Below are 25,379 nucleotides of genomic sequence, written 5' to 3'. Positions count from 1 at the left end.
CCCTTTCACTCCCTTGTTATAAGAATACGTCAAATAAGGCAAAAATTTTTTTAAGAAGAAAAAAATAGAGAACAAAAAGTATTGATTACTTTCCGCTCTCTACAATTATATCGAATTATTTTTTTGAAATATGCAGTGTCATAGCATTTGCTGCTACAATAATTGTACTTAATGACATCAAGACAGCACCTACAGCTGGATTTAAAACAATCCCAAGTGGTGCAAGGACCCCAGCCGCTAAAGGAATGGCGACAATATTGTACCCAGCTCCCCACCAAAGATTTTGGATCATTTTACGTCGTGTTTGTTTGGCTAAATCTAAGAACCTTAAAATATCTTTAGGATCACTATCCGTCAGTACAACATCTGCCGAATCAATCGCTACATCTGTACCAGCGCCTATCGCAATGCCGATTGAAGCACGGGCTAAACTTGGTGCATCGTTAATACCGTCTCCTACCATCATGACCTGATGTCCCTCAGTAAGATATTGTTGCACAATTTTTTCTTTATCTTCTGGTAAGAGCTCTGCGTAGTATTCCTTCATTCCTAAATAATTAGCAACTGCACTGGCGGCTGTTTGATTATCCCCTGTTAACATGACTGGCGTAATTCCTTGCGCTTGTAACTCTGCAATAAATGTTTTAGCTTCTGGTTTGACTTTATCTCCTAAAGCAAGCAGTGCGACTAATTGACCAGCGATGATTAAATAGCTCAAGGTATTTCCTTGCTCTTGATAGTTTGTTTTAATTGTTTCATCGAAGGTTAACTGTAACCGTGCAACTTCTTTTTCATTGACTATTTTGACTTCTTGGTTTTGAACAGTAGCAACCAGTCCTACGCCTGATAAAGCTTGCAGATTATGGGCTTCATAAGGTTGAACGGCTTGTTTATTTAAATAGTTCATGATCCCAATTGCCAACGGATGATTTGCATTTTTTTCCAATGCCCCAATATATTTAAGTGCTTCTTCTCTAGTAAACTGCTTACTCATTAATTCTAAGCCAGTAACTGTAAATTGTCCTTCTGTTAAAGTTCCAGTTTTATCCAGCAACACATATTCAACCTTATTGGCTTGTTCTAATGCATTCCGATTTTTTAAAAGTAAGCCATTTTTAGCAGCAATGGAGGTACTTCTAGCAATCACTAAAGGAATTGCTAAGCCTAACGCATGGGGACAGGCAATAATAAAAACTGTAACCATTCGTTCAAATGCTAGAGACAAATCTTTCGTTACGAGTAACCAACCGATAAATGCTAACACACCTACGAATAAGGCAATATAGAATAACCACTTGGCTACACGGTCTGAAATGGATTCTAGTTTTGATTTTTCCGATTGCGCTTGTTTAACCATCTCCATAACTTTTGACAGGTAACTATTTTCACCCGTGCCAGTTACCGAAATTTCAATCATTCCGTTGCCATTGACAGCTCCACCAATCACGGAGTCACCAATGTTTTTTTCTACTGTTTTTGATTCCCCTGTAACCATCGATTCGTCGACTGTTGTGCTTCCTTTCAAAATTTTACCGTCTGTCGGAATTTTATCTCCCGAACGAACAATCAAGCGATCGCCTTCTTGGACATCTTGCAAAGGAATTTCTTCTTCCCCATGTTCAGTCATTCGCTTGACTGTGTCAGGCAACAGTTCAGCCATTTTTTTCAAGGCATCACCAGCATTAGAAATAGCATTCATTTCAATCCAATGGCCTAAAAGCATAATAACAATCAGAGTGGCTAATTCCCAGAAAAAGTCCATCACGTGGGCCTGATTCGTAAAATGATTCATGTAAAACGCATATAAGCTGTAAAAATATGATACCGAAATCCCCATCGCAATTAACGTCATCATTGCTGGACTCTTTTGCTGTAATTCCATTCTAGCGCCACTTAAAAATGGTTGTCCACCATAAAAAAATAGCACAGTTGCTAAAATTAAGACCAACCAATCAGAACCTGGAAAAGTAAATTGAAAAGGTAATTGAAAACCCATCATTGGTGAAAGAACAATAATCGGAATAGCTAAAATCAATGACAGCCAGAATTTTTGTTTAAAATTCCCCATATGCATTGAATGATCCATTCCCTTCATTCCTTCATGTTGGTGTGACATAGCCATTTGTTCATGCGCCATGTCATGATTCATGTGATTCATTTTATCGTGGGACATTGTTGGCTGTTTTTCCTGGTGTTGTTCATGATTATGTTTTGCTGACATATGATCCCTTCTCTTCTTAAGTATTTTCATCTTAAGCATAGCACAAGATGAAAATTGTTAGAAATAATTACTTTTTTTAGTTTAGAAAAAAAAAAGAGCCGAATTTTGCGTATGTATATTTTAAGAACACCTTATCCTCATATTTATTACAAAAGGAGTGTTTCAATGAAAATTACTACAAAGCAAGTCGGGGCGCGCATGCGTGAAGCTCGAAAAAAGAAGAAGTACACTTTACGTTATTTAGCCAATAAAATTGGTTTATCTAGTGGAAGTACAATTAGTAACTGGGAATTAGGTTTGAATTTACCCAATAAACGATACTTAAAAAAAATCGCTAAAGCCTGCGATACAACAGTAGATTGGCTACTTTATGGTGATTTCGATCGATTTGTGCGCCAGCTATTAAAAGAAAATTTTCAAAATAAACAACTGCTAAAACCACCTTTTTTTACTCAGTTGATGGGACGTTTATCTGAAGAACAGCTATCCTATCACGATTCCTTAAAAATCATGATTCAAGCGCAAAAGTTACAGCAGTCCTTTTATGCTTTTCCTTTAACAGTAGAAGCCCCCTCTCATTCCCAAGAGAGTATTTCTATTTATGAACCAACAACTGCAGAAGAACAGTCTGACCAATCTTATTATCATCCGTTTATTTTGTCGGAACTACATGAATTATTTACACATTCTCAAAATCCAGAATTGGATTATTCTCTGATTATCGCTTTTCTTCCTTTGTTAAAAGTAGATCAATTAACTGAACCACAAAAAGAAGTCTTACTGGCCATCTTTAAGCGAATGAATTCCTTTAAAGACCAAACACTTTTAAATGAATTCTTTGTGGAATTACAGTATTTACTCTGATTCTACAAAAAAGATTGAGCCATGTATCTCAAGGACCTAGGCTCAATCTTTTAGTTAAATTTCTTCTATTTATGAACGATTCTTTCGTTCGACTAAGTGCGTTTTCCGTTGTGGGCCAATGATTAAAGGAACAGATTCATATTTGACTTCACTGTATTCCAAGCCAAACCAACTTTCAGGAGAGGTAGTTAAGTTTTTAATAGCTAATTTTGCCTGCATAATTTGTCGATCCCATTTTTTCAGTTCAGAAACGTTAGATAATTCTTCTTGAATTAATACAAATTGGAAATCGCCAACTTCTCTCCCTGGCGTTAATGAATAACGTTGTGGTTGTTTTGGCAAGCGGCCTGTTTTCATCAAGTCATGAACAATTTGTCTTAAATATACATTCACTTCTTGAGAAATATGGAAGCCTAAATATAGCTGAACTTGCACAATAAAATCAGTTCCTAGCATGTCAACAGAATACTCTTGAGTAAAGGGTTCATCTGTTACCTGAACATTAACAAACCAATAAACGTTCGCTCGTTTTGGTTGTTTGTCCAAAATCGAATAAATAATATTACGATTAATTTCGCCGTCCACTCGATCGGAGGTTAAAAAGACCACGTTGGTTTGATACATAGGTACAGATGTATCTTCTTTCAAAGCTTTAAGTTGTGGTACATATTTTTCCAGCGACACTTGTTCCGCCGTTGCTTCCTTAATCTCGTTGCCGCGTTCCCAAATAATCATGATGCATAACAAGAAGACTGCCATTCCCACAGCAACATATCCACCATGGAAAAACTTCGCAGCACTTGAAAAGAAAAAGACAACTTCAATGGCAGCAAAGAACAAGGAAATTAGATACGCAGACCAAGCTGGAATTTTATCCAAAAGATAAAACAACAATAAAATGGTTGTCATTAACATCGTAATCGTAATCGATAGACCATACGCAGCTTCCATGTGTGTCGATGTTCTAAAAGCCAGCACGATTGCTGAACAAGCTAACCACAAAATTAAATTTACCGCTGGAATATACATTTGACCGATATTGCTCCCAGGATAAATAATTTTAAGTCTTGGTAATAACTTCAATTTAATCGCTTCAGAAACTAAAGTATACGAACCTGATATTAACGCTTGCGAAGCAATCACTGCGGCGATTGTTGCAAAAACAACGCCAAATACGAGAATACCTCGTGGAATCATTTGGAAAAATGGGTTAATTTCAGCTAATGCCTGCATTTCAGGGTTTTCTTTGACCGTTAACAACCACGCAGCTTGCCCTAAATAATTAAGAATCAAACAAATCTTAATATACGGCCAGCTAATGCGGATATTCATTTTTCCTACATGCCCTAAATCAGAATATAAAGCTTCAGCACCAGTTGTAGCCAAGAAAATATTCCCTAAAATAAATAGACCTAATTTATTTTCTGGACTGACTAGTAATTGCAAAGCATAATATGGATTTAATGCACGAATAACTGTCCAATCTTGGCTAAAATTCATTAAACCAATGATGCCTAAAAAAGTGAACCACAAGAACATAATCGGCCCAAAAGCTTTCCCGACCAATTCTGTTCCAAATCGTTGAACAGAAAAAAGAATTAAAATAATCGTCAACGTAATAACCACTATAATCGTTTGGTCATTGCCAAAACGTTCAAAAAATGCCGGAATCCCCCGTAAGCCTTCAATCGCTGTCGTCACTGTCACAGCTGGGGTCAAAACGCCATCAGCCAGTAAAGCGGCGCCGCCAATCATTGCGGGAATAATCAAATACTTACTTTTTTTACGAACCAATGTATAAAGAGAGAAAATCCCACCTTCTCCATGGTTATCAGCATTTAAAGCAATAACAACATATTTAATCGTGGTTAAGATAGTCAATGTCCAAAAAATTAATGAGACCGAACCTAAAATAAACGATTCAGAAACCCGTGCCAAGCCACCATTATCTCCTACAATGGCTTTCATTACATATAAAGGGCTCGTTCCAATATCTCCATAGACAACGCCCATGGCAACTAAGATCCCTGCCATCGTAAATTTCCGACGATCAAACCCCTCTGCTTTGTGTAACACAATACTTTCCTCCTACAAAAGAAATGACTTCGTTTAGTTTAACCAACAGCTCCATAAAAACTTTTAAAACTCTTTATTATATAACGTTTTATATATCTTTTTCATTAGTCAAAAAGCGCTTTTTGACTAACGATGCTACTCACTATAATACGTTTTAAATCGTTTAGCAAGTCTTTTTATTAGAGAATGTTCATCTTAGATAAGAAACCCACCTATTTTGAAAAAAGGAAAATCAAAAATAAGTGGGGCAGCAGTCGAAACGACTGCTGCCCCACTTACTAACTATTAAGATAATTCCCTGAACAAAAGTAGCTCCTTTTATTCCTGTTAAATTTAAATCACTTCTTCTTCCTCTTCAACTTCAGAGAAATGGAACTTAATCATTTCATTGACGAAAATTGGCACAAAGGATAGGAAAATTGCTAACATCCAATGATTTAAACTAATATGCACTAATCCAAATAGTTCTTGTGTGAATGGTAATAAAGCAATGGTTGTGGTAATTAGTAATGCTAAAACGACCATTTCAAAGAGCGACTTGTTGCTTGATAATTTTACACGGAAAACAGAGTTCGCACTACGAACATTAAAGACATGTAAGATAGAGGAATAAGCTAAGATTAAAAATGCCACTGTTTGTCCAACTTCATAGCTGTTTGAAACATAGGCTGAAACACCTGGTACAAAGGCACCTAGGTAAAAACCAAACAAAGTAATGACTGTGAACACTGCTGCATTAATCCCAATCTTTTGCCACAAGCCTCGTGCAAAAATCCCTTCATTTTTAGGGATTGGTGCCTCATCCATAATTCCTTTTTCTGCTGGTTCTTTTCCTAATGCAAAACCAGGTAACCCATCTGCGACCACGTTAACAAACAACAATTGAACTGCAGTAAATGGCGCACCCCAACCAAGTAACATGGCAATTAAAACAATAAAAATCTCAGAAATATTACAGCTTAACAAGAAGTTAATGGCTTTACGAATATTTCGGTACACGGCACGTCCTTGCGCAACCGCATCAACAATAGTTGCAAAGTTATCGTCCGTCAAAATCATATCTGAAGCGCCTTGGGCCACATCTGTTCCAGTAATCCCCATTGCGCAACCGACATCACTAGCTTTCAAGGCTGGCGCATCATTCACGCCATCTCCGGTCATTGCTACAACAGCGCCAGAACGTTGCCATGATTGAACAATTCGAATTTTATCTTCAGGGGTTACACGTGCATAAACGGATAAATCTTTAACCCGTTTATCTAATTCTTCATCACTCATTTTTTTCAGTTCTGAACCAGATAAGGCTTCACTTTTATCTTTTAAAATTCCTAATTCTTTAGCAATTGCACTGGCTGTTACCACGTGATCACCAGTAATCATGACTGTTTTAATTCCAGCTTTTTTCGCACGAGCAATGGCGCCCTTACTTTCTGGACGTGGTGGATCAATCATGCCAATTAAGCCTAACAAGCGAAGATTTTTTTCTAAAGCCTCTGATGTAATTTCCTTGGGTGGTTCATCATATACGGCATAACCGACAGCAATAACTCGTAACGCTCGTTTTCCGAAACGATCATTAACAATAGCCGCTTGATCGACATCTCCGAAACCAAAACGTGGTAGTAACACATCAAAGGCTCCTTTAGTAATTGAGATGTACTTTTTCCCCCATTGATGGACCGTAGTCATCATTTTTCGTTCTGAATCAAAGGGAATTTCACCAATACGAGGATATTTTTCTTCAAGTTCTTCTTTCGTATGATAATTTTCTTCGACAGCACGAACAATTGCCGCTTCTGTCGGATTCCCTGTAACAGTTAGTTCATCGCCTTCTTTTTCCACAATGACATCTGTACATAAGGCAGCCATTTTCAGTACTTCCATGGCTTCATCGGTCATGGCATCTTCCGTATCCGTTACTTCATCACCACGATGCCATACTCGGCGGACACGCATTTTATTTTGTGTCAGTGTTCCTGTCTTATCAGAACAGATAACATTCGCAGTTCCTAGCGTTTCTACTGCTGGCAATCGGCGAATAATTGCATGTTTCTTAGCCATTTTTTGAACACCATATGCTAAGGTTAACGTTACAATCACGGTTAGTGTTTCTGGTACAGCTGCCACCGCTAAGGAAACGGCTGTCATAAACATTTCAAGAAGCGGTTCTCCTTGCAGTTCACCAATAATGAAAACAATTGCTGCAGCCCCTAAGGCTAACAAACTAATACGTTTGCCTAATTGATTCAAGCGTTTTTGTAATGGTGTTTTTTGCTGATCGCTGTTATTCAGTAACCCAGCAATTTTACCCATTTCCGTATTCATTCCTGTTGCAGTTACTACTGCTCGTCCGCGGCCATTCACAACGGTACAACCTTTGAAAATCATATTTATTTGATCTCCTAAGCCATCATCGTCATGCCCCACGTATGTAGGATCTTTTTCAACAGGTTCACTTTCACCTGTTAGTGCTGACTCTTCTACGCGCATTTGAGAAGCTTGAATAAGTCGTGCATCGGCTGTAATCATAGAACCAGCTTCAAGAACTAGAACATCTCCTACTACTAGTTCTTCAGCATCGACTTCGATTACCTTGCCATCTCGTAAGACTGCACTACTTTGCTTGTTCATGTCTTGTAAAGCCGCCAGAGATTTTTCAGCATTTCCTTCTTGAACAATGGCTAAAACAGCATTGATAATCACAATTGCAATAATTAAGATTCCTTCAAAATATTCGCCATGTTCTGTTACGATTGCTGTATAAAACGAAATTGCCGCAGCAACTAATAAAATAATCGTTGTAAAATCAGATAAACTGTGAATAAATTTCTTTAACACAGAATCCTTCTTAGCCTCTTCAAATTGATTGCGGCCATTTTCTTTCAGTCGTTGTTGGGCCTCTTGTTGTGTTAAACCAGTTTCAGTATTGACTGAAACTTCTTTTGTGACAGTATCGACAGATTGCTTGTAAGCTTCCATCCTATTCCCCCTCTAATTTTTTCTTCCTATATAATAGTGTCTCTATTAAATATAACATGATTTTTTTTGAACACGCAACTTTTTTCATCTTTGGCTTAGCGTTCTCTCATATATCCAGAAAAAACTGGTATTTTCGTTGTTGCTACAGCAATGTTTCTATTTGATTATGGGAATTTTATGAAAAAGGAAACGAATTCAGCCAAAAAGCAATGGACATTTTTTTCATTTTGTCTGATAAAAAAATAGTTTATTTCTATATATTCAACACAAAAACAACAAAAAATACAATGTTATTTAGTTCGCACAATTATTTATTTTACATGTTATAAAATAACCAGAAAAATATTATATTTAATCTTATTAATAAGTGTTATAATTTGCAAACGCTTCCAAAAAGTGCTATTCTTTAAGTGTAAGGAGGACATGCAAATCAATTGGTTGAAGATTTTCTCAGTAGATAAAAATCGGTAAACTCAAAGTTGTTAGAATTGCAAGATTCACCTGTAAACAATACGTGTAGAGTAATTGTTAGTGATAACTCGTATCGGAAAATAGGGAAAGGTTATAGAAGGATGGAGTTTCTATAAAGCATTTACCCTATCTGTTATCACCTAACGCAAGTTATCCACCATCCAAGCGTCGAAACTGTATGAAAACAAGGTTTTAGTTTCACCACATCACGTTCACCTTTTGCTTTACATGTATCGCGAAATGTAAACACTTATTCAACCAATTGATGTCTTCCCGTTAACAAGGCCGAGCTTAAATTTAAGCTCGGTTTTTTCTTTTAGGCAATAAAATATATTTGTATCAAATAATCATATGTGTTATATTCAAGGTGCACATTCTATTTTATCTTCTTTTAAAGGAGGGAATGCTATGCGAAAAAAGAAAAAATCTTCGTTTGAAAGTTCAATTCATGTTTATCGTGCTATGGCTCGTATGACCCAGCAAGATTTGGCCAATCGAGTCGGTGTCTCTCGACAAACAATTATTCAACTGGAACGAAACAAGTACAATCCTTCATTACTTCTTGCGCATGACATCGCGAACGTCTTTGGCGTAACCATTGATGATGTGTTCACCTTCAAAGAAACACTGAATGACGATGTAGAACAAGAAGCCTAAACAGTATAAGCTGTACTTAACAAGACAATTTTTCTGATTGTACTTGGAGTTGCCGAGGTACAACTTAGTACCGGCAATACGAAGAAAGCACTTCTTCGTATTGTTGTTTCAATAATTAATCTTTGCTTACATAAAAAAAGAACGGCGCAACCGTGGTTGCGCCGTTCTTTTTATTCTAAGATTGTCTACTAAGCACTTTTATCCTAGTAGCGTTTTGGTTTCTAACTTTATTATTTACAGGGGAAGAAAAAATAAAGCACACCTTTACTGTGATTCCAAAAATCACGTGTTTATCATAATATATTTTTGTTTCAATCCCAAGTATTCTGCTCACAAAGTGTCGCTTATTTAATAAACATTGCATCGCCAAAACTAAAGAAACGATATTTTTCCTCAATTGCATGTTGGTAAGCAGCCAATGTTAAGTCTTTTCCTGCAAAAGCACTCACAAGCATCACTAACGTAGACTTTGGTAAATGGAAGTTCGTTGAAAAAGCCTCTACGACTTTAAATTGATACCCTGGTGTGATAAAAATATCGGTCCAGCCACTGTCAGCCTGGATTTCACCATTAAATTTTGTGCCAATTGTTTCCAACGTACGAATAGAAGTTGTTCCAACCGCAACAATCCGACCGCCTGCTTGGCGTACTTCATTTAATTGCTTAGCCGCTTCTTCAGTTAAACGATAGAATTCGCTATGCATATGATGTTCTTCTATATTATCAACGCTCACGGGACGGAATGTTCCTAAACCGACATGTAACGTTAAATAAACGAGATGAACACCTTTTGCTTTAATCTCTTCTAATAGTTCTTTTGTAAAATGCAAACCCGCTGTTGGTGCTGCAGCTGAACCATTTTCTTCAGCATAAACCGTTTGATAACGATCTGGGTCATCTAGACGTTCTTTGATATATGGCGGCAATGGCATTTCTCCTAACGATTCTAAAATTTCTAAGAAAATACCATCATATTTAAATTCAATGATTCGACCACCATGTTCCAACTCTTCTTTAACCACCGCTTTTAGGCGACCATCGCCAAATTGAATTTCCGTGCCGACTTTTGCACGTTTCGCGGGTTTAATCAAGGTTTCCCATGTATCGCCTTCTGTATTTGTTAAAAGTAAAACTTCCAAATGACCGCCTGTTTCAGGTTTTTCTCCATATAAACGGGCCGGCAGTACCCGTGTGTTATTCATGACTAATGCATCCCCAGGCTGTAATTCATCAAGAATATCATGGAAATGTTTATCCTCCATGTCCCCTGTTTCTTTATTTACAACTAATAATCGTGAACTAGCGCGATCTTTTAGTGGGGTTTGAGCAATTAATTCTTCTGGTAAATCAAAATCAAAATCTTCTGTACTTAGCATTTCCGTCACTCTTTCTACTAGTTTTTATCTTGGTTATTCTAACACTTTTTCTTGTTTCTGGCTATGTCAGCCTTCTGAATCAAACTAAATAGTTGTCAAAAAATGTCAGAAGCACTATACTTACTTTAAGTAAGTATACATAGTTATTTAGAGGAGGAACTCAAAATGCATGCTCAATTTCATCATGTTTCACTATTAGCGCGTCATGGTCAAGAAAACCAATCATTCTATACAAAATTGTTAGGCTTACGTTTTGTCAAAAATACCGTAAATCAAGACAACAATCGCATGCCTCATTATTTTTATGGCGATTATCAAGGCACACCGGGAAGCTTAGTAACTTTTTTTATCGTGCCCTTATTAGGCAACCGCTATGAAGAAAAAAATTATTTAGCCACGATTGGCTTAAAAATTCCCCAAAACAGCCTTTCCTTTTGGGAACAACGTTTAACAGAAAACAAAATTCCATTTAACAAAAAAGAAAAGAGCCTACATTTCAGTGATCCAGATGATACGCATATTATCCTGACAGAAGTTCCTGAAAATCCATTAAAAGAAACACTCGTTGTTTCTAACGACATTCCAGCAGCGGTTCAAATTATCGGTTTGGCCTCTACTGAATTTCATGTGCCAGATTCTGAAAAAACCTTGGCCTTTTTTGAAACATTTCTTGGTTGGCAAGCAGTTGGCAATACGATTATTTTAAGTGAGACGGAAAGCTTTTCTGTTCATCAAACAACGTCGGATAAAACAAGCCGAATGGGGCGTGGCAGTATGGATCATATTGCTTTTTCTGTGGCTGATGATGAAGCATTACAAGAACTACACACGCGCGCTTTAGCACAAGGCTGGGAAATTGAAATGTATGTAAGTCGTGGATATTTTAAAAGTTTATACATTCGTGAACCAGGCGGGAATCGGGTTGAATTTGCTACTTTGACTCCTGGTTTTACATTGGATGAGCCTCTGGAACATTTAGGGGAAACATTGGCTTTACCGCCTTTTTTAGAACCAAAACGGACTGCAATTGAAGCCAACCTCTACAAAGACATGTAACCAACGCTTTAGAAAACAACGGAAGACGGACGTAATAATCGGTGACAAAATTACGTCCGTCTCTCTTCCCCTATGTTTGAATGTTTGAACAAGAGAATAAAAAATGACCTTCAGATTTTTCTGAACGTCATTGCACATTCCATAAAAAGCATCCTTCGTTCTTCCACTTCTTACTTCTTAAAAAAACTGGTAATTTTTTCAAAAATTCAGTAAAATAAAAGTGATCAATGGTTTCCATTGATTGAACGGGCAACTTGATGGTCCACTTGCACAGGTGACTATTCAAGGCTTCGTGATTTAGTTGCCGCTAAATCATGAAGCGCCTTTTTTTATTTTATTCCCTTGTTCTCTTTCCATTCTAATGAAAAACTCAGCTCCCGTCAACTTGCTATAAAGGACACTTTTCTTTGTTATAGCGGCTTTTCCCCCTTCTCAGAATACTCTTTTTAACATCTTGTTTCGTTCAGACAACTTTTACTAAACAATAGTTATCTTTTCTTTTTTTTAGAACGAATTAAAAAAATTTTACCGCCTTCTTTTTCCCATTAAAAATAGATTACATTTGTCGAAATCGCATTTTTATAGCATACTAGTAATAAGATACATTTTCAAAATATTTAGTTGAGGTGAGTAAGTTGATAGAATTTCAGCATGTATCAAAATTTTATAAAGGCGGAAAAGTCGCCGTTGATGACATTAATTTGTCTTTCGATAAAGGTGAATTTATCTGCTTCATCGGGACAAGTGGTAGTGGAAAAACGACATCAATGCGGATGCTTAACCGTATGACCGACCCTTCAAAAGGAAAAATTTTAATTGATGGCCAAGATATTCAAAAAATCAATCCTGTAGAGCTACGTCGCCAAATTGGCTATGTCATTCAAAATATCGGCTTGATGCCTCACATGACCATTCGTGAAAATATCGTTTTAGTGCCTAAATTATTAAAAGTACCTGTGGAAGAACGCAATAAGATAGCCGAAAAAATGATTGATTTGGTTGAGTTACCACGAGAAATGTTGGACCGCTATCCCAATGAACTTTCTGGGGGACAACAACAAAGAATCGGCGTTGTGCGGGCTTTAGCTGCCAATCAAGATATTATTCTAATGGATGAACCTTTTGGCGCTTTAGATCCTATCACCCGTGATTCATTACAAGATTTAGTGAAAGATTTACAAGAACGTTTAGGAAAAACTATTGTCTTTGTTACCCATGATATGGATGAAGCGTTGAAATTAGCAAATAAAATTGCCATTATGAGCGAAGGCAAAGTAATTCAATTTGACACACCAGATAATATCTTACGTCATCCAGCCAATGAATTTGTAGAAGAACTCATCGGAGAAGATCGCCTATTACAAGCCAAACCTGATTTCACCACAGTGGATGAAGTCATGTTAAATTCAGCAATTACTATCACGCCGGAAAAATCTTTACAAGAAGCGATTAAATTGATGCGTGAAAAACGGGTTGATACCTTATTAGTTGTTGATAATTCCCATGTGCTTAAAGGCTTTATCGATGTTGAAACATTAGATCAGCAACGTGGCAAAGCTTCTAGCGTTGGTGATATCTTGAATAAAGATGTCTTCTTTGTTCAAAAAACCGCTCTTTTACGTGATGCTTTACAAAGAATCTTAAAACGTGGCTTAAAATATGTGCCAGTCGTTGATGAACAAAAACGAGTGGTGGGCATCTTAACACGTGCTTCCCTTGTTGACATTGTTTATGATGTTATCTGGGGCGATGAAACAACGATTAGTGAAGCTGTAGAAGCAAAACAAAGCGAGTCCGAAACTGATAAAGAGGAGGCGTAAGCAATGAGTAGCTTCTTTCAAGAATATGGATCAGAAATGATTTCAAAAAGTATTGAACATATTTATATTTCATTCTTTGCACTTTTATTAGGGGTCGCTATCGCTGTGCCCGTTGGCGTTTGGTTAACACGTTTGCCCAAAGTAGCCAATATTGTCATTGGTTTAACAAGTGCCTTACAAACGGTTCCTTCGTTGGCTTTATTAGCTTTGATGATTCCAATTTTTGGTGTCGGCAAAACACCCGCTATTATCGCGCTATTCATCTATTCCCTTCTACCTATTTTAAGAAACACGTATATCGGAATGAAAAATGTCGATGAAAATTACCGAGATGTTGCTAAAGGCATGGGCATGACCAATTTACAGTCTATTTTTAGTGTTGAATTACCCATTGCCATGCCAACAATTATGGCCGGCATTCGTTTAGCTGCTGTCTATGTCATTGCTTGGGCTACACTGGCTTCTTATATTGGTGCAGGTGGTCTTGGTGATATGATTTTCAGTGGATTAAATAACTATCAGCCAGAATTAATCTTTGGCGGGACTATTCCGGTAACTATTTTAGCGCTTTTAGCAGATGTTCTTCTTGGATTATTAGAAAATCGTTTAACGCCAAAAGCTTTAAGGGAGGGCGAATAATGATGAAAAAGAAACTCAAGTTAAGCTTACTCTTCTTAAGCAGTTTACTTTTATTGGCAGGTTGTTCTTTACCTGGTCTTGCTTCAACTTCTGATGATAACACTGTCGCCATTACAGGTGGGATTACTTCAGAAGCGCAGATTTTAGGGAGCATTGTAGCGGATATGGTTGAGCATTACACAGATAAAAAAACAAATGTGATTAACAACTTAGCTACTACTACCATCAATCACCAAGCAATGTTAAACGGAGATGCCTCAATTTCTGCAGCTCGTTATACTGGTACTGACGTGACTACTACGCTTGGTTTACCAGCGGAAAAAGACCCTAAAAAAGCGTTTAACCTAGTTCAATCAGAATTTGAAAAACGTTATCAACAAACTTGGTTCCCTTCATATGGATTTGAAAATACTTATGTATTCTTAGTTACAAAAGAAACGGCTGAGAAATACAATTTAAAAACAGTCAGTGATTTAGGGAAAGTCGCAGACAAATTAGTTGCTGGTGTCGATACTGCGTGGATCACACGTGAAGGCGACGGTTATGAAGGCTTTAAAAAGGAATACAACTTCCAATTTAAATCTATTTTACCAATGCAAATTGGCTTGGTGTACGATGCAGTCAACGCTGGAAAAATGGACGTCATCTTAGGTTACTCAACAGATGGCCGGATTGGTAGTTACGATTTAGTCATGTTAAAAGATGACAAGCGCTTCTTCCCGCCTTATGATGCCGCTCCTGTGGTTAGTGACAAATTATTAAAAGAAACGCCGGAAATTAAAGATGTCTTAAATCGCTTAGATGGTAAAATTTCTACCAAAAAAATGCAAGAATTGAACTATCAAGCAGATAATGATTTAATTGAACCTGCTGTCGTAGCCGAACGTTTCTTAAAAGAAAATAACTATTTTGAGGGGGAGTAACAGATGAATAATATGAATTTATTCCAACAATTTATCTACTATTTCCAACAAAATGGCGGCTACGTCTTTCAACAATTTTTACGTCACTTTTTAATTTCGATTTATGGCGTAATCTTTGCTGCAATTGTCGGGATTCCTATTGGGATTATGATTTCACGTAAACGTAGCTTAGCCAACTGGATTATCCGTTTAGCGAACATTATCCAAACAGTACCAGCTTTGGCAATGCTTTCGATTTTAATGTTGGGAATGGGCTTAGGCGTCAACACGGTGGTTGTAACGGTCTTCCTTTATTCTCTCCTACCAATCATCAAGAATACGTACACTGGCATGATTCAAGTGGATCGCAATATTTTAGATGTTGGTAAAGGAATGGGTATGACAAAAGTACAACTTCTTTATATGGTCGAGTTACCTTTATCTGTTTCAGTAATCATGGCAGGTATTCGAAATGCGTTAGTCGTCGCAATCGGGATTACTGCGATTGGTGCTTTCGTTGGAGCTGGTGGTTTAGGGGATATTATTATTCGTGGAACCAATGCCACAGATGGTGCTTCTATCATTTTAGTCGGTGCCTTACCAACGGCCTTTATGGCGATTATCACAGATTGGGTTCTAGGGATTATTGAACGGCGTTTAGACCCAGCTAGCAAACATTCCAATTAATAAAAAATACAGAGCAGATCCAACATTGTTTCTTTTCAATGGGATCTGTTCTTTTATCTAGGAGATCAATAATGTCTAACTATACTATTATCGATTTAAACCAACAACCACACTTAATTCCGTCAGCTGCTCAATGGTTTAGCCAAAAGTGGCAAATCCCCGCTGAAGCGTATCAAGGAAGTATGCAGGAAATGCTAACTAGCGAAAACCACGTACCACATTGGTGGGTCTGCTTGAATAAACAGCAGGACATCGTTGCAGGCGTGGGCGTAATTGATAATGACTTCCACAATCGTGCAGACCTTACGCCAAACCTTTGTGCATTGTATGTCGAACCAACATTTCGTCACCAAGGCTTAGCAGGAATTCTTTTAACAACAGTTGGTGATTTTCTTGCTAATTCTGGATTTAAAAAGCTTTATCTGCTTACAGACCATACTACTTTTTATGAAAGATATGACTGGGAATTTTTGACAATGGTAACCACCGAAGAGCAGTCTTGCGCTAGAATTTATCAAAAACAATTACGTCAATAAAAAAATCTGCCATCAAAAGATGGCAGACTTTTTTTTTATTTTTTCAAGTGATAACTATAGGTAGCCACAATAATATTTTCCCGCCACGCTAAACGAATCCGCAAGCGTAAACTTGTTTGGTTATGCAAAATATTTTGCCAACGTTTATTCGGTACAAATTGTGGTACTAAAACCGTTGTACTGTAGTTATGCTTCGTGGCATTTTTACTAACCAAATCAACATAACGTAAGATAGGATTTTGCAGTGAACGATACGAAGAATGGACAATTGATAGACGAACGTCCGGGAAGTGTTTTTTAAACTCTTCCTGAATTTCTTTTTCCTTCTCAACATTTTCATCCATTGAGACATGCATGGCAACGACATAATCGCCAATGGAACGCGCATAATTCAAGGCGCCGACATTTGCCTTGGTTACGTTCCCTACTAAAACAATAACTGTATTCCCGTCAAACTCATGTAACTGTGCCCCATCTTCTAAACGTAGCTGTTCCGCCACATTTTTATAGTGAGTATTGACCCGATAAAATGCATAAATCAACACTGGCATAATAATAAAGAACGGCCAGATGTCCCCTAATCGATAAATAAACAAAATGGCGATAATCGCGAAAGAGATAAAGGCGCCGACAATATTAGCAATTGATTTTGGCAACCAATTTTTAGTTTCTTTTCGCCATTTTACAACCATCCCCGATTGAGACAAAGCAAACGGAATAAACACACCAATGGAATACAATGGGATTAAACGTTCTGTGGAACCTTGGAAAATCAATAATAAAACAATGGAACCAGCAGCTAAAGTTAAAATACCATTTGAATAGCCCAAACGGTCGCCACGATCCATATACATATGCGGCATAAACTTATCTTTGGCTAAGTTATAAGCCAAAACTGGAAAGGCTGAGAATCCTGTGTTAGCGGCAACCGCTAAAATTAAGGCTGTCGCAAACTGTAATAAATAATATAAAATATTTTGACCAAAGACCGCTTTCCCAATTTGTGAAAGAACTGTCACTTCTTCTTTGGGCACAATCCCATACCAATAGTTAATAAACGTAATCCCCACGAAGAAGAACCCTAAAATCGTTGCCATTAACGCTAACGTCCCAGCAGCATTTTTTGCTCGTGGTTTCTTAAAGAATGGCACTGCATTACTGATTGCTTCAACCCCTGTTAAGGAAGAAGAACCAGATGAAAACGCCCGTAAAACTAAGGCAATAGAAATTCCTGGAACCACGGCTCCTGGTAAAGCTGTCGCATTCAATGGCTGTGCGCCAGTCACAATTTTAAATAGCCCAACAACAATCAGTAATGTAATAATTGCGATAAAACTATACACTGGCAACATTAAGAACGAGGCAGATTCTCGCAGGCCTCTCAAGTTCATTAAGGTAATCAATATCACAATCCCAATAGAAATTGCTACTTGATGACCATATAACGCTGGAATCGCCGATATAATCGCCTCTGCACCCGCTGAAACTGAAACGGCTACTGTTAGCATATAATCGACTAACAACGAACCACCAGCCAATAAACCGGCATTTCTGCCGAGGTTTTCACTACTAACAACGTATGCGCCGCCGCCATGCGGATACGCATGAATAATTTGTCGGTACGACAATGTTAAAGAAATAAGTAAAATAATAACAAATGCAGCAATTGGCAATGAATACCAAATCGCAGCCGCCGACAAAGTAACCAGAACCACCACTATTTGTTCTGTACCATACGCAATGGATGAAAGTGCATCAGAAGATAACAACGCAAGCGCTGCAAATCTGCTTAATTTATGTTCATCATTTTCGGCTGATTTCAATGGTTTCCCAATGAACAGTCGTTTTAAATCCGCCATTTTTTTCTACTCCTTTTCTCTAGAGTGACCCGCTCACTTTTTTCATTATTTTTTATCAAACAAATCCATATGCTACGCTTCTCACAATGAAAAGTCAATTGATTTTTGTTACTGAAAAAGATAAAAAAATCACCATCTTTTTTTAATCAGACACTCATTTAAAGTCCCTCGCTTCCTTTATCTTATCAAGAGAATCCAGATAACAAAAGGATTTGCATTCTCTAAACAAAAAAGCGAGAGCTAAAAGTCTATTTGACCTTTTGGCTCTCGCTTGAAAACTTAGTTAATTATTCCCTTTTATTGTAACAAGTACGTATGATCGAAGGTAATTTCCACTTTATAACGACCAATTTTTTCATAAACTTGCCGCTGAATTTCCACACCCAGTTCAAATTCAGATAATTTTGATTCTGCAGGCAAAACCAAGTCGAACAAAATCTTTGGCTCTTCGCCATGGGTAACTAAGCGGATATCATGGACTTTTAAAGACGCATCAAAAGAACGAATAATCTTTTTGATTGTTTGATGAACAAATTGTTGTGTTGGGTCATACAAATTCACTGGATCAATATGACAAACAAGGTTAACATCTAATTCTTCTTTAAACTTCGCTTCAATCGCATCGATTGTCTGATGGGCTTTATTTAAATCCCAGCGATCATCAATTTCAATGTGAACAGACGCAAACGTTTGGCTGGGACCATAATTATGAATCAGTAAATCGTGATATCCTACAATTGTTTCTATTTTTGATAAGACATTCTTCATTTCATCAATTTCTGTTTGGCTCGGACGCATGCCCATCAACTCATTAATAAATTCGCGAATTAACTGCAGCCCACTATAAATAATATATGCAGCAATTAAAAAACCAATATATCCATCAATTCGCAAACCAGTGACGCCTTCAATAAATGCAGAAATCAAAACAGCTAATGTAGTATAAACATCATTAAAGCTATCCTTAGCAGAAGCAACTAATGCTTGAGAATCAATTTTTGCTGATACTTTTTTGTAAAACAGCCCTTGCCAAATTTTAATCCCAATTGACAAAGCTAAAACAGCAAATAAAATGGGTGTCACCTTGATTGATTCTGGATGCAGGATACGATCCACGGAGGTCGTTAGAAACTCAAACCCAATAAACGTAATCACTAATGATACAAGCATTCCACTAATATATTCAAAACGTTCATGGCCATAGGGATGTTCTTTATCCGCTGGCTTACCAGCAATATAAAAACCGACTAATGTTAAAACTGAAGAAATAGTATCGGACAAGCTATTAATGGCATCTGCCATGATTGAAACACTACCTGAAAGCAAGCCAATCATAAATTTACTAACGAATAAAAATAAATTAGAAACAAGCCCAATCCGCCCGGCAAAAGCACCGAATGCTGTTCGTTTTTCCAATTTACGACGTTCAATTTTTTTCTCATATCGTTGAAGCAATGCTTGAATCATTTTACAACCCCTACCCACTTTTTATTTCTTAAAAAAATACTATAAAACCTTTTTATACATTTGTACACAAAAAACCTCACTTTCTGAGGGAGATTTTATTATTTAGCATTGCCAAAAAGTCAAAAGCAAGAGCCCCCAAAACTTCTTTGTTAGGGTTGCCTTGAAAATAAAGAAAAACAAAAAGCCGAAAACGCTAGAGATGTTTTCAGCTTTTTGTTTTTTAATGGAATAAATGGCTCTTTTGTGCTAAAGCCGCAAATTTTTTCGATCTGTGTTCCAGATGTGGATAAAGAATTGCGCCGCCAATACTAAAGACGACTGAAATCCCCACCATAATCCAAATGGCAAACCAAGCATTTGGCCAGTAAATGCCTCCTGCTGATTCCCTTAGCAAGTTCACGGCATGCGTAAACGGCAAGAACGGATTAATCATTTGGAAGAATTTACCTGAGACTTGAATTGGGTAGTTCCCACCCCCACCAGAGATGGATAGTACCAAGATTATTATCGCAATTCCTTTCCCTACATTGCCAAAGAGAGCAACAAGCACATAAACCATTATCATAAACGTAATGGCAATCAATACCGCAAACCAGACGCTATACGCTGGATTACGAACATCTACGCCTAACGCAAAATAATTACCTAAGGTTACAATCAGTGCTTGACCAATCCCCATGACAATGAAGGTAAACATCCGTGCTGAAAATTGTTCCCGTTTAGAGAAGCGTTTTTTATCTTTTCCTTCAAGATAAACATCCGTTGTCGCAACACTTGAGAATAATACAGCACCAACCCATAAACACAAAGCTGTATAGAATGGCGTACTTGCCGAACCATTATTAGCAATCGGATAAACAGCATGTTCTTTGACTTCAACTGGTTGTGTAAAGAAGTCACTTTCTTTATTGGCATCTAATTTTAGTAATTTAAGAATTTCACCTAAATCAACTTCTTTTTCACCTTTACGGATTGCATTCGCTGCTTTGTGTAATCCTGTTTTGATATTTGGCCAATCATTAATAATCAGTTCGTTGGCTTTGTCTAAGGCCGCTTCAACATCTGGCATTTTCTCATTGACTGTTTTCAAGGTATTCGTTAAATCTTTTCGGATACCTGGATAGTCATTTTGCATAAAGGCTGCCGCTTTGCTGACTTTGTCTTGAATGACTGGTAAATCGTTTTTATACAAATCAGCACCACGATTAATGCCATTGACAATGGTTTCCATATTGCCATTCAACATCGTATTCGCATCATGAATTTCTTGTTTAATTGCCGGCATTTCGGCTTGATATTTTTCTAATAAAGAAATCGCATTAGTGACCGTTTGACTTGTTGAACTCAATAACCCTTCAAAGTCAATTTGTTGTGCTTTGTTTAGTTGACCTTGAGCGTTTTGGATGGTACTAGTTAGTTTGTTTAAAATGGTTGAAACGGTATTACTAATTCCGTTTACATCAACACTGCCCACAATACTAGAAATATTAGTTGCCATTTCGTCAATCTCATTTAAATAATTTTGTACTCCAGAGATATCACCCGCTTGGACTAAAGCATTTAATTGATTCAAGCGATTGCTAAAATCTGTTAATAAATCATTTACATGGCTTAATTGAGCAATCGCACCATCTAAGTCATGATTACCAGCATTTTCTTGGAGTTGTTTCATAAACGCAATAATGTCGTTAATTGCTTGCTGTTGCCGTTGGATATTAGTTGTGAAATCTTGTACTACTTCATTAATATGTTGTTTTTCTTCTGGCGTTAACTGTCCATCATCTAACGCTTGACGAATAGTCGCGACTACAGAAGTTGTTGTTGTAGCAACTTGCTGGATAGATTTCAAAGTCACTTCAACGCTATTCGTAATGCTTGGTAACGCCTCTTGCAATTTATTAGCGCCATCTAATGTGACATTCCCTAAATCATTGGCTTGATCACCTAGTTTACGAATATCTGGTAACGCCGTTTGGACTTGTTGAATGATTTCTAATCCTTGTTTTGCTTCTTGGATTCCTTCGCTCATTGTTTGTTCCACAGAGGCAAAGTCTTCATCAATCATAGCAATTTGTCGGCCAGCGTTTTGAATTTCTGGAATTTTTTCTTGTAACGTCAAAATAACACTAGCTTGTTCTTTGATGCTTGGCATTTTACCATTTAGCTCAACAATCTTCTCTCCTAAAGCATCAACTTCAGGTAAATATTTCATCGCATCGTTGGCTTTCGCTAATTTTTCTTTTAGCTCTGGCATCTTACCATGTAAGTCTGTGACTTGTTTTGCATACGTATCAATGGTTCCAATGTTGGCATCTGTATCTAAAATCATGCTCTTAACTTTTTGAATGCTGACCATGTTTTTATCAATATCATAGCCAATATCATTGAATGTTTTGATTAACGTACTACTTGCCGTTTTGATGAATTCTTCCGAAATTTGTGACTGAATGGAAGAAGCGCCTTTTGACGTGATTTTCGGCGCAATTGCATTAATTTTTTCGTTAATTGAGTATTCAATTTTAGGTTTATTGATGTCACCAGAAGTAAAACTTAGCAAATCTTTGGAAAAATCTTTAGGTAAATAAATCCCGGCAAAATATTTTCCTGATTGGACCCCTTTGTCTAATTCCTTTTTCGAATCAACAAAACGCCAACCTAATTGCTTGTTTTTCTTCAAGTTTTTCAAGACTTCATCACCAATATTGACCGATTTATCTTGAAAAGTTGCTGTTTGGTCATCACTATAGACCGCTATTGGTAACTCTCCTGTATTTGAATACGGATCCCATAGTGCTTTAATGTTAAACCATGCATATAATGATGGAATAATCATTAAGGCAACAATCAAAAATGTTGCTACTGGGTTTTTAAAAATTCTTTTCCAATCTAAAATAAATAGTTCCCATGTATTTTTTATATGTTTCATAAAATCACCTGCTTTTTTTTGTGCCTGAATAACTTTAGCATAAAATACAAGAGAATAACAAACAAAAGCTTGAATGTTACGACACATTTTTAAAATGTCGTAAGTTCAAGCTAAGATTGTTTATTTCATATTTTTAGAAAATTCCGAAACGACTTGTTTAACTTCATCAATGGCTTCTGGTTTTAAATAAGCCAAAAGTTTTGGTGCTTTTGTCATCAAGTACATTTTATCTAATTTGCCTGTTTGTTGGCGTTCAAACATTTCTGCAAGTAGCGCTTGCATTTTTTCTTTTTTATCTTCTTTTGTTCGATCTAGTATGAACGTTAAGAATTGTTCTTGTCCTTCTTTCATTCCCTATCCCTCCTTACAAACAGATTCTTTTCTATTATAAAACTTCTTTTTTAGAAAGGATAGTCCTTTTTTTAGGATCTATGATTTTGTGTACAGACTTAGCATGTCTTTTTTGGCGGATAAAGGTAAGCCGAGTCCCTCTTTTAAATAGCCCTCTACCGAACCAAATTCTTTTTCAATCGCCTGTAAAGCGGTCGCTAAGTACTCTTTTTTCACATAAAGCAGCGTTTCTAATTGTTGAATTTCTGCTGGAGGCGTTCCATTTGCTTGATATTGCGCAATAATTTGCTCGTTAGCGGTTTTTCTTTGCTCGTTCGTCTTTAAATAATCTTCTAAAATATAAGAATGTTCCACACCTAAAGCACTTAATATCAAGGCTGCGCCGATTCCTGTTCGATCTTTTCCTGCGAAACAATGAAATAAAATAGCTTCCTGTGGATAACTTAAAAAGTTTTCAAAAAATGTTTGGTAACCTTTGCGCCCCGAATTGGAAAGAACCATTTCCTTATAAGCCATGTCCATAGCTTCATCGGGTGAACCAACCGTTTTAAGCATTCCTTCTAATGAAGCAGTCTGCGCCTGAATATCGGCCAAAATATCTATATGTAGATAGTTGGTTCCTTGAATTGAATCATCTGGTCGTTCTTGCGTTTCCGCTGCACTTCTAAAATCATAGATTCGTTTAATTTGATAGTCCTCTACCAGTTTCTGTTGATCCGCTTGTGCAATATTGACGAGTTCACCACTCCGAAAAAAATGCCCTGTCTTGACAACTGTGCCTTGTTGCGTTGGAAATCCTCCAATATCTCTAAAGTTCACCACGCTGTTCATGTTCTATCGCTCCTTCATTTTAATTATTTTGTTATCATTTAAATACTTTGTTTTTTCTTTTTATTTCTTTTTCTCAACGATAATAAAAAACACCTCAAAAAACAATCTTTTTATCAGTTGTTTATTGCCATTTTATCATAGATACAGTATTCTTAAAAGAGAGGTGAGTAACGATGCTAAAACGAGATTTTTTAGAAAAGCCTTATGATTATATGAATGATATTTTATTGTTCCTATATAATAATAAAGGTCAAGCGACACGAAATGAATTAGTAGATTTTTTCAATATTAGTTTACCAACATTGAATGAATATCTTTCTTTTTTAGAGCAATTTTTGAAAGAAGAGCAACTTCAAGAAAACCTCACCTTAACAGTATTAGGTGACACTCTATATCTAAATAAAGCGCCTACCTTTTCCATGAAAGCAATGATCATGTTGTTCTTAGATAAATCTATTAAGTTTCACATGGTCCAGCAACTCTTCCATAAAAATGAAATAAATGGCGGGTATTTCCAACAGAATTATGCCATTAGCTCTGCTACCTATTATCGAAAAATTGTTGAATTAAATGACTTACTCAATGAGTTTAATTTACGTATCAAACGAGGAAAACTTGTCGGCGAAGAAAAACAAATTCGCTTTTTCTTTTTTAATTTTTTCTGGTTTATCTTTGAAGAAAAAACAGATTTAGAAAAAGAACTGGCCAATCAATACCTAGGATTAATCGAGATACTACAAGAAATCCCCAGAATTACCTTTGACCATACAGAAATTCTCCAAATTAAACTTTGGATGAAAATTTCTTTTCGTCGCATGGTTTTAGAACCCCTGCCAACGATTAGTCCACATGATGTCCAACTCGATCGACCTTTATTTGAAGAAATTAATTTATCTATACATACATATATGAAAAGAATCGACCGTCCATATACAATCAACGAAGCCTATATGTTTTATGACTTTTTTTGTTCCATGCATAATTATTCTGCGAATGCTGCTTTCGCCTTTCGTTTAGCAAAACAACAACGAATTGAAAAAACGTATCTTAACGAAATGAACCGGGTCATTTTAACGTACCTTAAAGCACGTGGTTATTTATCCCATTACGTGCTGCCTATTCGGCTACTTTATATTGAAAATTTACTTTTCCAATTACATGCGCAACTCTATTATTTTTCAGGATTTATTTTACCCTTTGATTATTGGACAATTCAGTCACTTTTGAAAGTCGTACGTCATCCTTTTAGCGAAAGTGAAGTTTACGAATTAGTGGAGATCGCTACAACGAACTTTGCCACAAAAGCCACTGCTTCTAAGTACCAAAATCAATTTACTGAAATTAATTATACACTTATTTTGAATCACATTGCTGAATTAAATGAAAAAAAAATAACGATTGGTGTTTATCACTCACTGAGCAGTGCTTATAGCGAGTTGGTAGCACAAAAAATACAACAGAGTATCGCTGGAAAATATCCGCTGAAAATTGAGCCTTACAACGCAGAAAACCATTATGATTTGCTTTTAATGAATACCAATAATGAACAGCTCGTTGCCCAGTATGACCATTACTATATTTTTTCGGATATTAGTAATCGTTACGACCTACAATCAATTGAAAAAATCATTCAATTGTTATTGGGCAAATAATCTCTAATA

The 25,379-nt window shown here is 36.8% G+C and carries 18 protein-coding genes; 9 read left to right on the top strand and 9 right to left on the bottom strand.

From position 1 onward, the window contains the following. Positions 1-115: 115 nt before the first annotated feature. Positions 116-2,260: a heavy metal translocating P-type ATPase gene (locus tag IGL56_RS03170; RefSeq protein WP_002364734.1), complete on the bottom strand. Its 2,145-nt coding sequence runs from the start codon at positions 2,258-2,260 to the stop codon at positions 116-118. Between the two features lie 126 nt (positions 2,261-2,386). On the opposite strand from IGL56_RS03170, the gene IGL56_RS03165 reads away from it, so the two are divergent. Further along, on the top strand, positions 2,387-3,085 hold the full coding sequence (locus tag IGL56_RS03165) for a helix-turn-helix domain-containing protein (RefSeq protein WP_002381295.1): 699 nt from the start codon (positions 2,387-2,389) through the stop codon (positions 3,083-3,085). Between the two features lie 69 nt (positions 3,086-3,154). Here IGL56_RS03165 and IGL56_RS03160 read toward each other — a convergent pair whose 3' ends face one another. Next, complete coding sequence (locus IGL56_RS03160) at positions 3,155-5,161, bottom strand: KUP/HAK/KT family potassium transporter (RefSeq protein WP_002381294.1); 2,007 nt, start codon at positions 5,159-5,161, stop codon at positions 3,155-3,157. A 333-nt stretch (positions 5,162-5,494) separates the two neighbouring features. Next, complete coding sequence (locus IGL56_RS03155; RefSeq protein WP_002355749.1) at positions 5,495-8,140, bottom strand: calcium-translocating P-type ATPase, PMCA-type; 2,646 nt, start codon at positions 8,138-8,140, stop codon at positions 5,495-5,497. Positions 8,141-8,962: 822 nt separating this feature from the next. Between IGL56_RS03155 and IGL56_RS03150 the strand changes: the two genes are divergently transcribed. Further along, positions 8,963-9,268: a helix-turn-helix transcriptional regulator gene (locus IGL56_RS03150; RefSeq protein ID WP_002355748.1), complete on the top strand. Its 306-nt coding sequence runs from the start codon at positions 8,963-8,965 to the stop codon at positions 9,266-9,268. 344 nt (positions 9,269-9,612) lie between these two features. On the opposite strand, the gene queA is transcribed toward IGL56_RS03150, so the two are convergent. Continuing rightward, entirely contained in the window at positions 9,613-10,644 is a 1,032-nt protein-coding gene (queA, locus tag IGL56_RS03145) for a tRNA preQ1(34) S-adenosylmethionine ribosyltransferase-isomerase QueA (RefSeq protein WP_002355747.1), read from the bottom strand. A gap of 165 nt (positions 10,645-10,809) precedes the next feature. Between queA and IGL56_RS03140 the strand changes: the two genes are divergently transcribed. From IGL56_RS03140 to IGL56_RS03115, 6 genes are all read left to right on the top strand, one after another. Further along, a complete protein-coding gene (locus tag IGL56_RS03140) occupies positions 10,810-11,700 on the top strand; it encodes a ring-cleaving dioxygenase (protein WP_002355746.1) in 891 nt (296 codons plus the stop codon). A 626-nt stretch (positions 11,701-12,326) separates the two neighbouring features. After that, the gene (locus IGL56_RS03135) at positions 12,327-13,520 is read left to right on the top strand and encodes a betaine/proline/choline family ABC transporter ATP-binding protein (RefSeq protein WP_002355745.1); all 1,194 of its coding nucleotides are present in this window, start codon (positions 12,327-12,329) and stop codon (positions 13,518-13,520) included. 3 nt (positions 13,521-13,523) lie between these two features. Next, the gene (locus IGL56_RS03130; protein WP_002355744.1) at positions 13,524-14,159 is read left to right on the top strand and encodes an ABC transporter permease; all 636 of its coding nucleotides are present in this window, start codon (positions 13,524-13,526) and stop codon (positions 14,157-14,159) included. Between the two features lie 2 nt (positions 14,160-14,161). Beyond that, positions 14,162-15,082 (top strand): osmoprotectant ABC transporter substrate-binding protein, encoded by a 921-nt coding sequence (locus IGL56_RS03125; RefSeq protein WP_002355743.1) that lies wholly within the window; start codon positions 14,162-14,164, stop codon positions 15,080-15,082. Positions 15,083-15,085: 3 nt separating this feature from the next. Next, the gene (locus tag IGL56_RS03120; protein WP_002363261.1) at positions 15,086-15,748 is read left to right on the top strand and encodes an ABC transporter permease; all 663 of its coding nucleotides are present in this window, start codon (positions 15,086-15,088) and stop codon (positions 15,746-15,748) included. Between the two features lie 71 nt (positions 15,749-15,819). Then, positions 15,820-16,284 (top strand): GNAT family N-acetyltransferase, encoded by a 465-nt coding sequence (locus tag IGL56_RS03115; protein ID WP_002355741.1) that lies wholly within the window; start codon positions 15,820-15,822, stop codon positions 16,282-16,284. 35 nt (positions 16,285-16,319) lie between these two features. On the opposite strand, the gene IGL56_RS03110 is transcribed toward IGL56_RS03115, so the two are convergent. From IGL56_RS03110 to IGL56_RS03090, 5 genes are all read right to left on the bottom strand, one after another. Continuing rightward, entirely contained in the window at positions 16,320-18,143 is a 1,824-nt protein-coding gene (locus IGL56_RS03110) for an APC family permease (protein WP_002379167.1), read from the bottom strand. 297 nt (positions 18,144-18,440) lie between these two features. Next, positions 18,441-19,610 (bottom strand): cation diffusion facilitator family transporter, encoded by a 1,170-nt coding sequence (locus IGL56_RS03105; RefSeq protein WP_002386172.1) that lies wholly within the window; start codon positions 19,608-19,610, stop codon positions 18,441-18,443. A 220-nt stretch (positions 19,611-19,830) separates the two neighbouring features. Further along, positions 19,831-22,536 carry a YhgE/Pip domain-containing protein gene (locus IGL56_RS03100; RefSeq protein ID WP_002355738.1) on the bottom strand — a complete coding sequence of 902 codons (2,706 nt, stop codon included), beginning with the start codon at positions 22,534-22,536 and terminating at the stop codon, positions 19,831-19,833. A gap of 120 nt (positions 22,537-22,656) precedes the next feature. After that, positions 22,657-22,887, bottom strand: a complete 231-nt coding sequence (locus IGL56_RS03095) for a hypothetical protein (protein ID WP_002355737.1) — start codon at positions 22,885-22,887, stop codon at positions 22,657-22,659. Between the two features lie 78 nt (positions 22,888-22,965). Then, positions 22,966-23,718 (bottom strand): tyrosine-protein phosphatase, encoded by a 753-nt coding sequence (locus IGL56_RS03090; RefSeq protein ID WP_002363253.1) that lies wholly within the window; start codon positions 23,716-23,718, stop codon positions 22,966-22,968. A gap of 173 nt (positions 23,719-23,891) precedes the next feature. Between IGL56_RS03090 and IGL56_RS03085 the strand changes: the two genes are divergently transcribed. Beyond that, entirely contained in the window at positions 23,892-25,370 is a 1,479-nt protein-coding gene (locus IGL56_RS03085) for a helix-turn-helix domain-containing protein (RefSeq protein ID WP_002364739.1), read from the top strand. Positions 25,371-25,379 lie beyond the last annotated feature (9 nt).

Origin of the sequence: Enterococcus sp. DIV1316a (genome assembly GCF_050536915.1) — a bacterium.
Lineage (GTDB): Bacteria > Bacillota > Bacilli > Lactobacillales > Enterococcaceae > Enterococcus > Enterococcus faecalis.
This window is presented reverse-complemented; position numbering and strand designations above follow the sequence as displayed.

What these genes read in the sequence shown, in the direction of transcription:
- IGL56_RS03095 (WP_002355737.1), bottom strand. Translation starts at nt 22,887, where the DNA reads ATGAAAGAAGGACAAGAACAATTCTTAACGTTCATACTAGATCGAACA.
- IGL56_RS03110 (WP_002379167.1), bottom strand. Translation starts at nt 18,143, where the DNA reads ATGGCGGATTTAAAACGACTGTTCATTGGGAAACCATTGAAATCAGCC.
- IGL56_RS03090 (WP_002363253.1), bottom strand. Translation starts at nt 23,718, where the DNA reads ATGAACAGCGTGGTGAACTTTAGAGATATTGGAGGATTTCCAACGCAA.
- IGL56_RS03125 (WP_002355743.1), top strand. Translation starts at nt 14,162, where the DNA reads ATGAAAAAGAAACTCAAGTTAAGCTTACTCTTCTTAAGCAGTTTACTT.
- IGL56_RS03165 (WP_002381295.1), top strand. Translation starts at nt 2,387, where the DNA reads ATGAAAATTACTACAAAGCAAGTCGGGGCGCGCATGCGTGAAGCTCGA.
- IGL56_RS03105 (WP_002386172.1), bottom strand. Translation starts at nt 19,610, where the DNA reads ATGATTCAAGCATTGCTTCAACGATATGAGAAAAAAATTGAACGTCGT.
- IGL56_RS03155 (WP_002355749.1), bottom strand. Translation starts at nt 8,140, where the DNA reads ATGGAAGCTTACAAGCAATCTGTCGATACTGTCACAAAAGAAGTTTCA.
- IGL56_RS03130 (WP_002355744.1), top strand. Translation starts at nt 13,524, where the DNA reads ATGAGTAGCTTCTTTCAAGAATATGGATCAGAAATGATTTCAAAAAGT.
- IGL56_RS03150 (WP_002355748.1), top strand. Translation starts at nt 8,963, where the DNA reads ATGTGTTATATTCAAGGTGCACATTCTATTTTATCTTCTTTTAAAGGA.
- IGL56_RS03100 (WP_002355738.1), bottom strand. Translation starts at nt 22,536, where the DNA reads ATGAAACATATAAAAAATACATGGGAACTATTTATTTTAGATTGGAAA.
- queA (WP_002355747.1), bottom strand. Translation starts at nt 10,644, where the DNA reads ATGCTAAGTACAGAAGATTTTGATTTTGATTTACCAGAAGAATTAATT.
- IGL56_RS03170 (WP_002364734.1), bottom strand. Translation starts at nt 2,260, where the DNA reads ATGCTTAAGATGAAAATACTTAAGAAGAGAAGGGATCATATGTCAGCA.
- IGL56_RS03115 (WP_002355741.1), top strand. Translation starts at nt 15,820, where the DNA reads ATGTCTAACTATACTATTATCGATTTAAACCAACAACCACACTTAATT.
- IGL56_RS03120 (WP_002363261.1), top strand. Translation starts at nt 15,086, where the DNA reads ATGAATAATATGAATTTATTCCAACAATTTATCTACTATTTCCAACAA.
- IGL56_RS03085 (WP_002364739.1), top strand. Translation starts at nt 23,892, where the DNA reads ATGCTAAAACGAGATTTTTTAGAAAAGCCTTATGATTATATGAATGAT.
- IGL56_RS03140 (WP_002355746.1), top strand. Translation starts at nt 10,810, where the DNA reads ATGCATGCTCAATTTCATCATGTTTCACTATTAGCGCGTCATGGTCAA.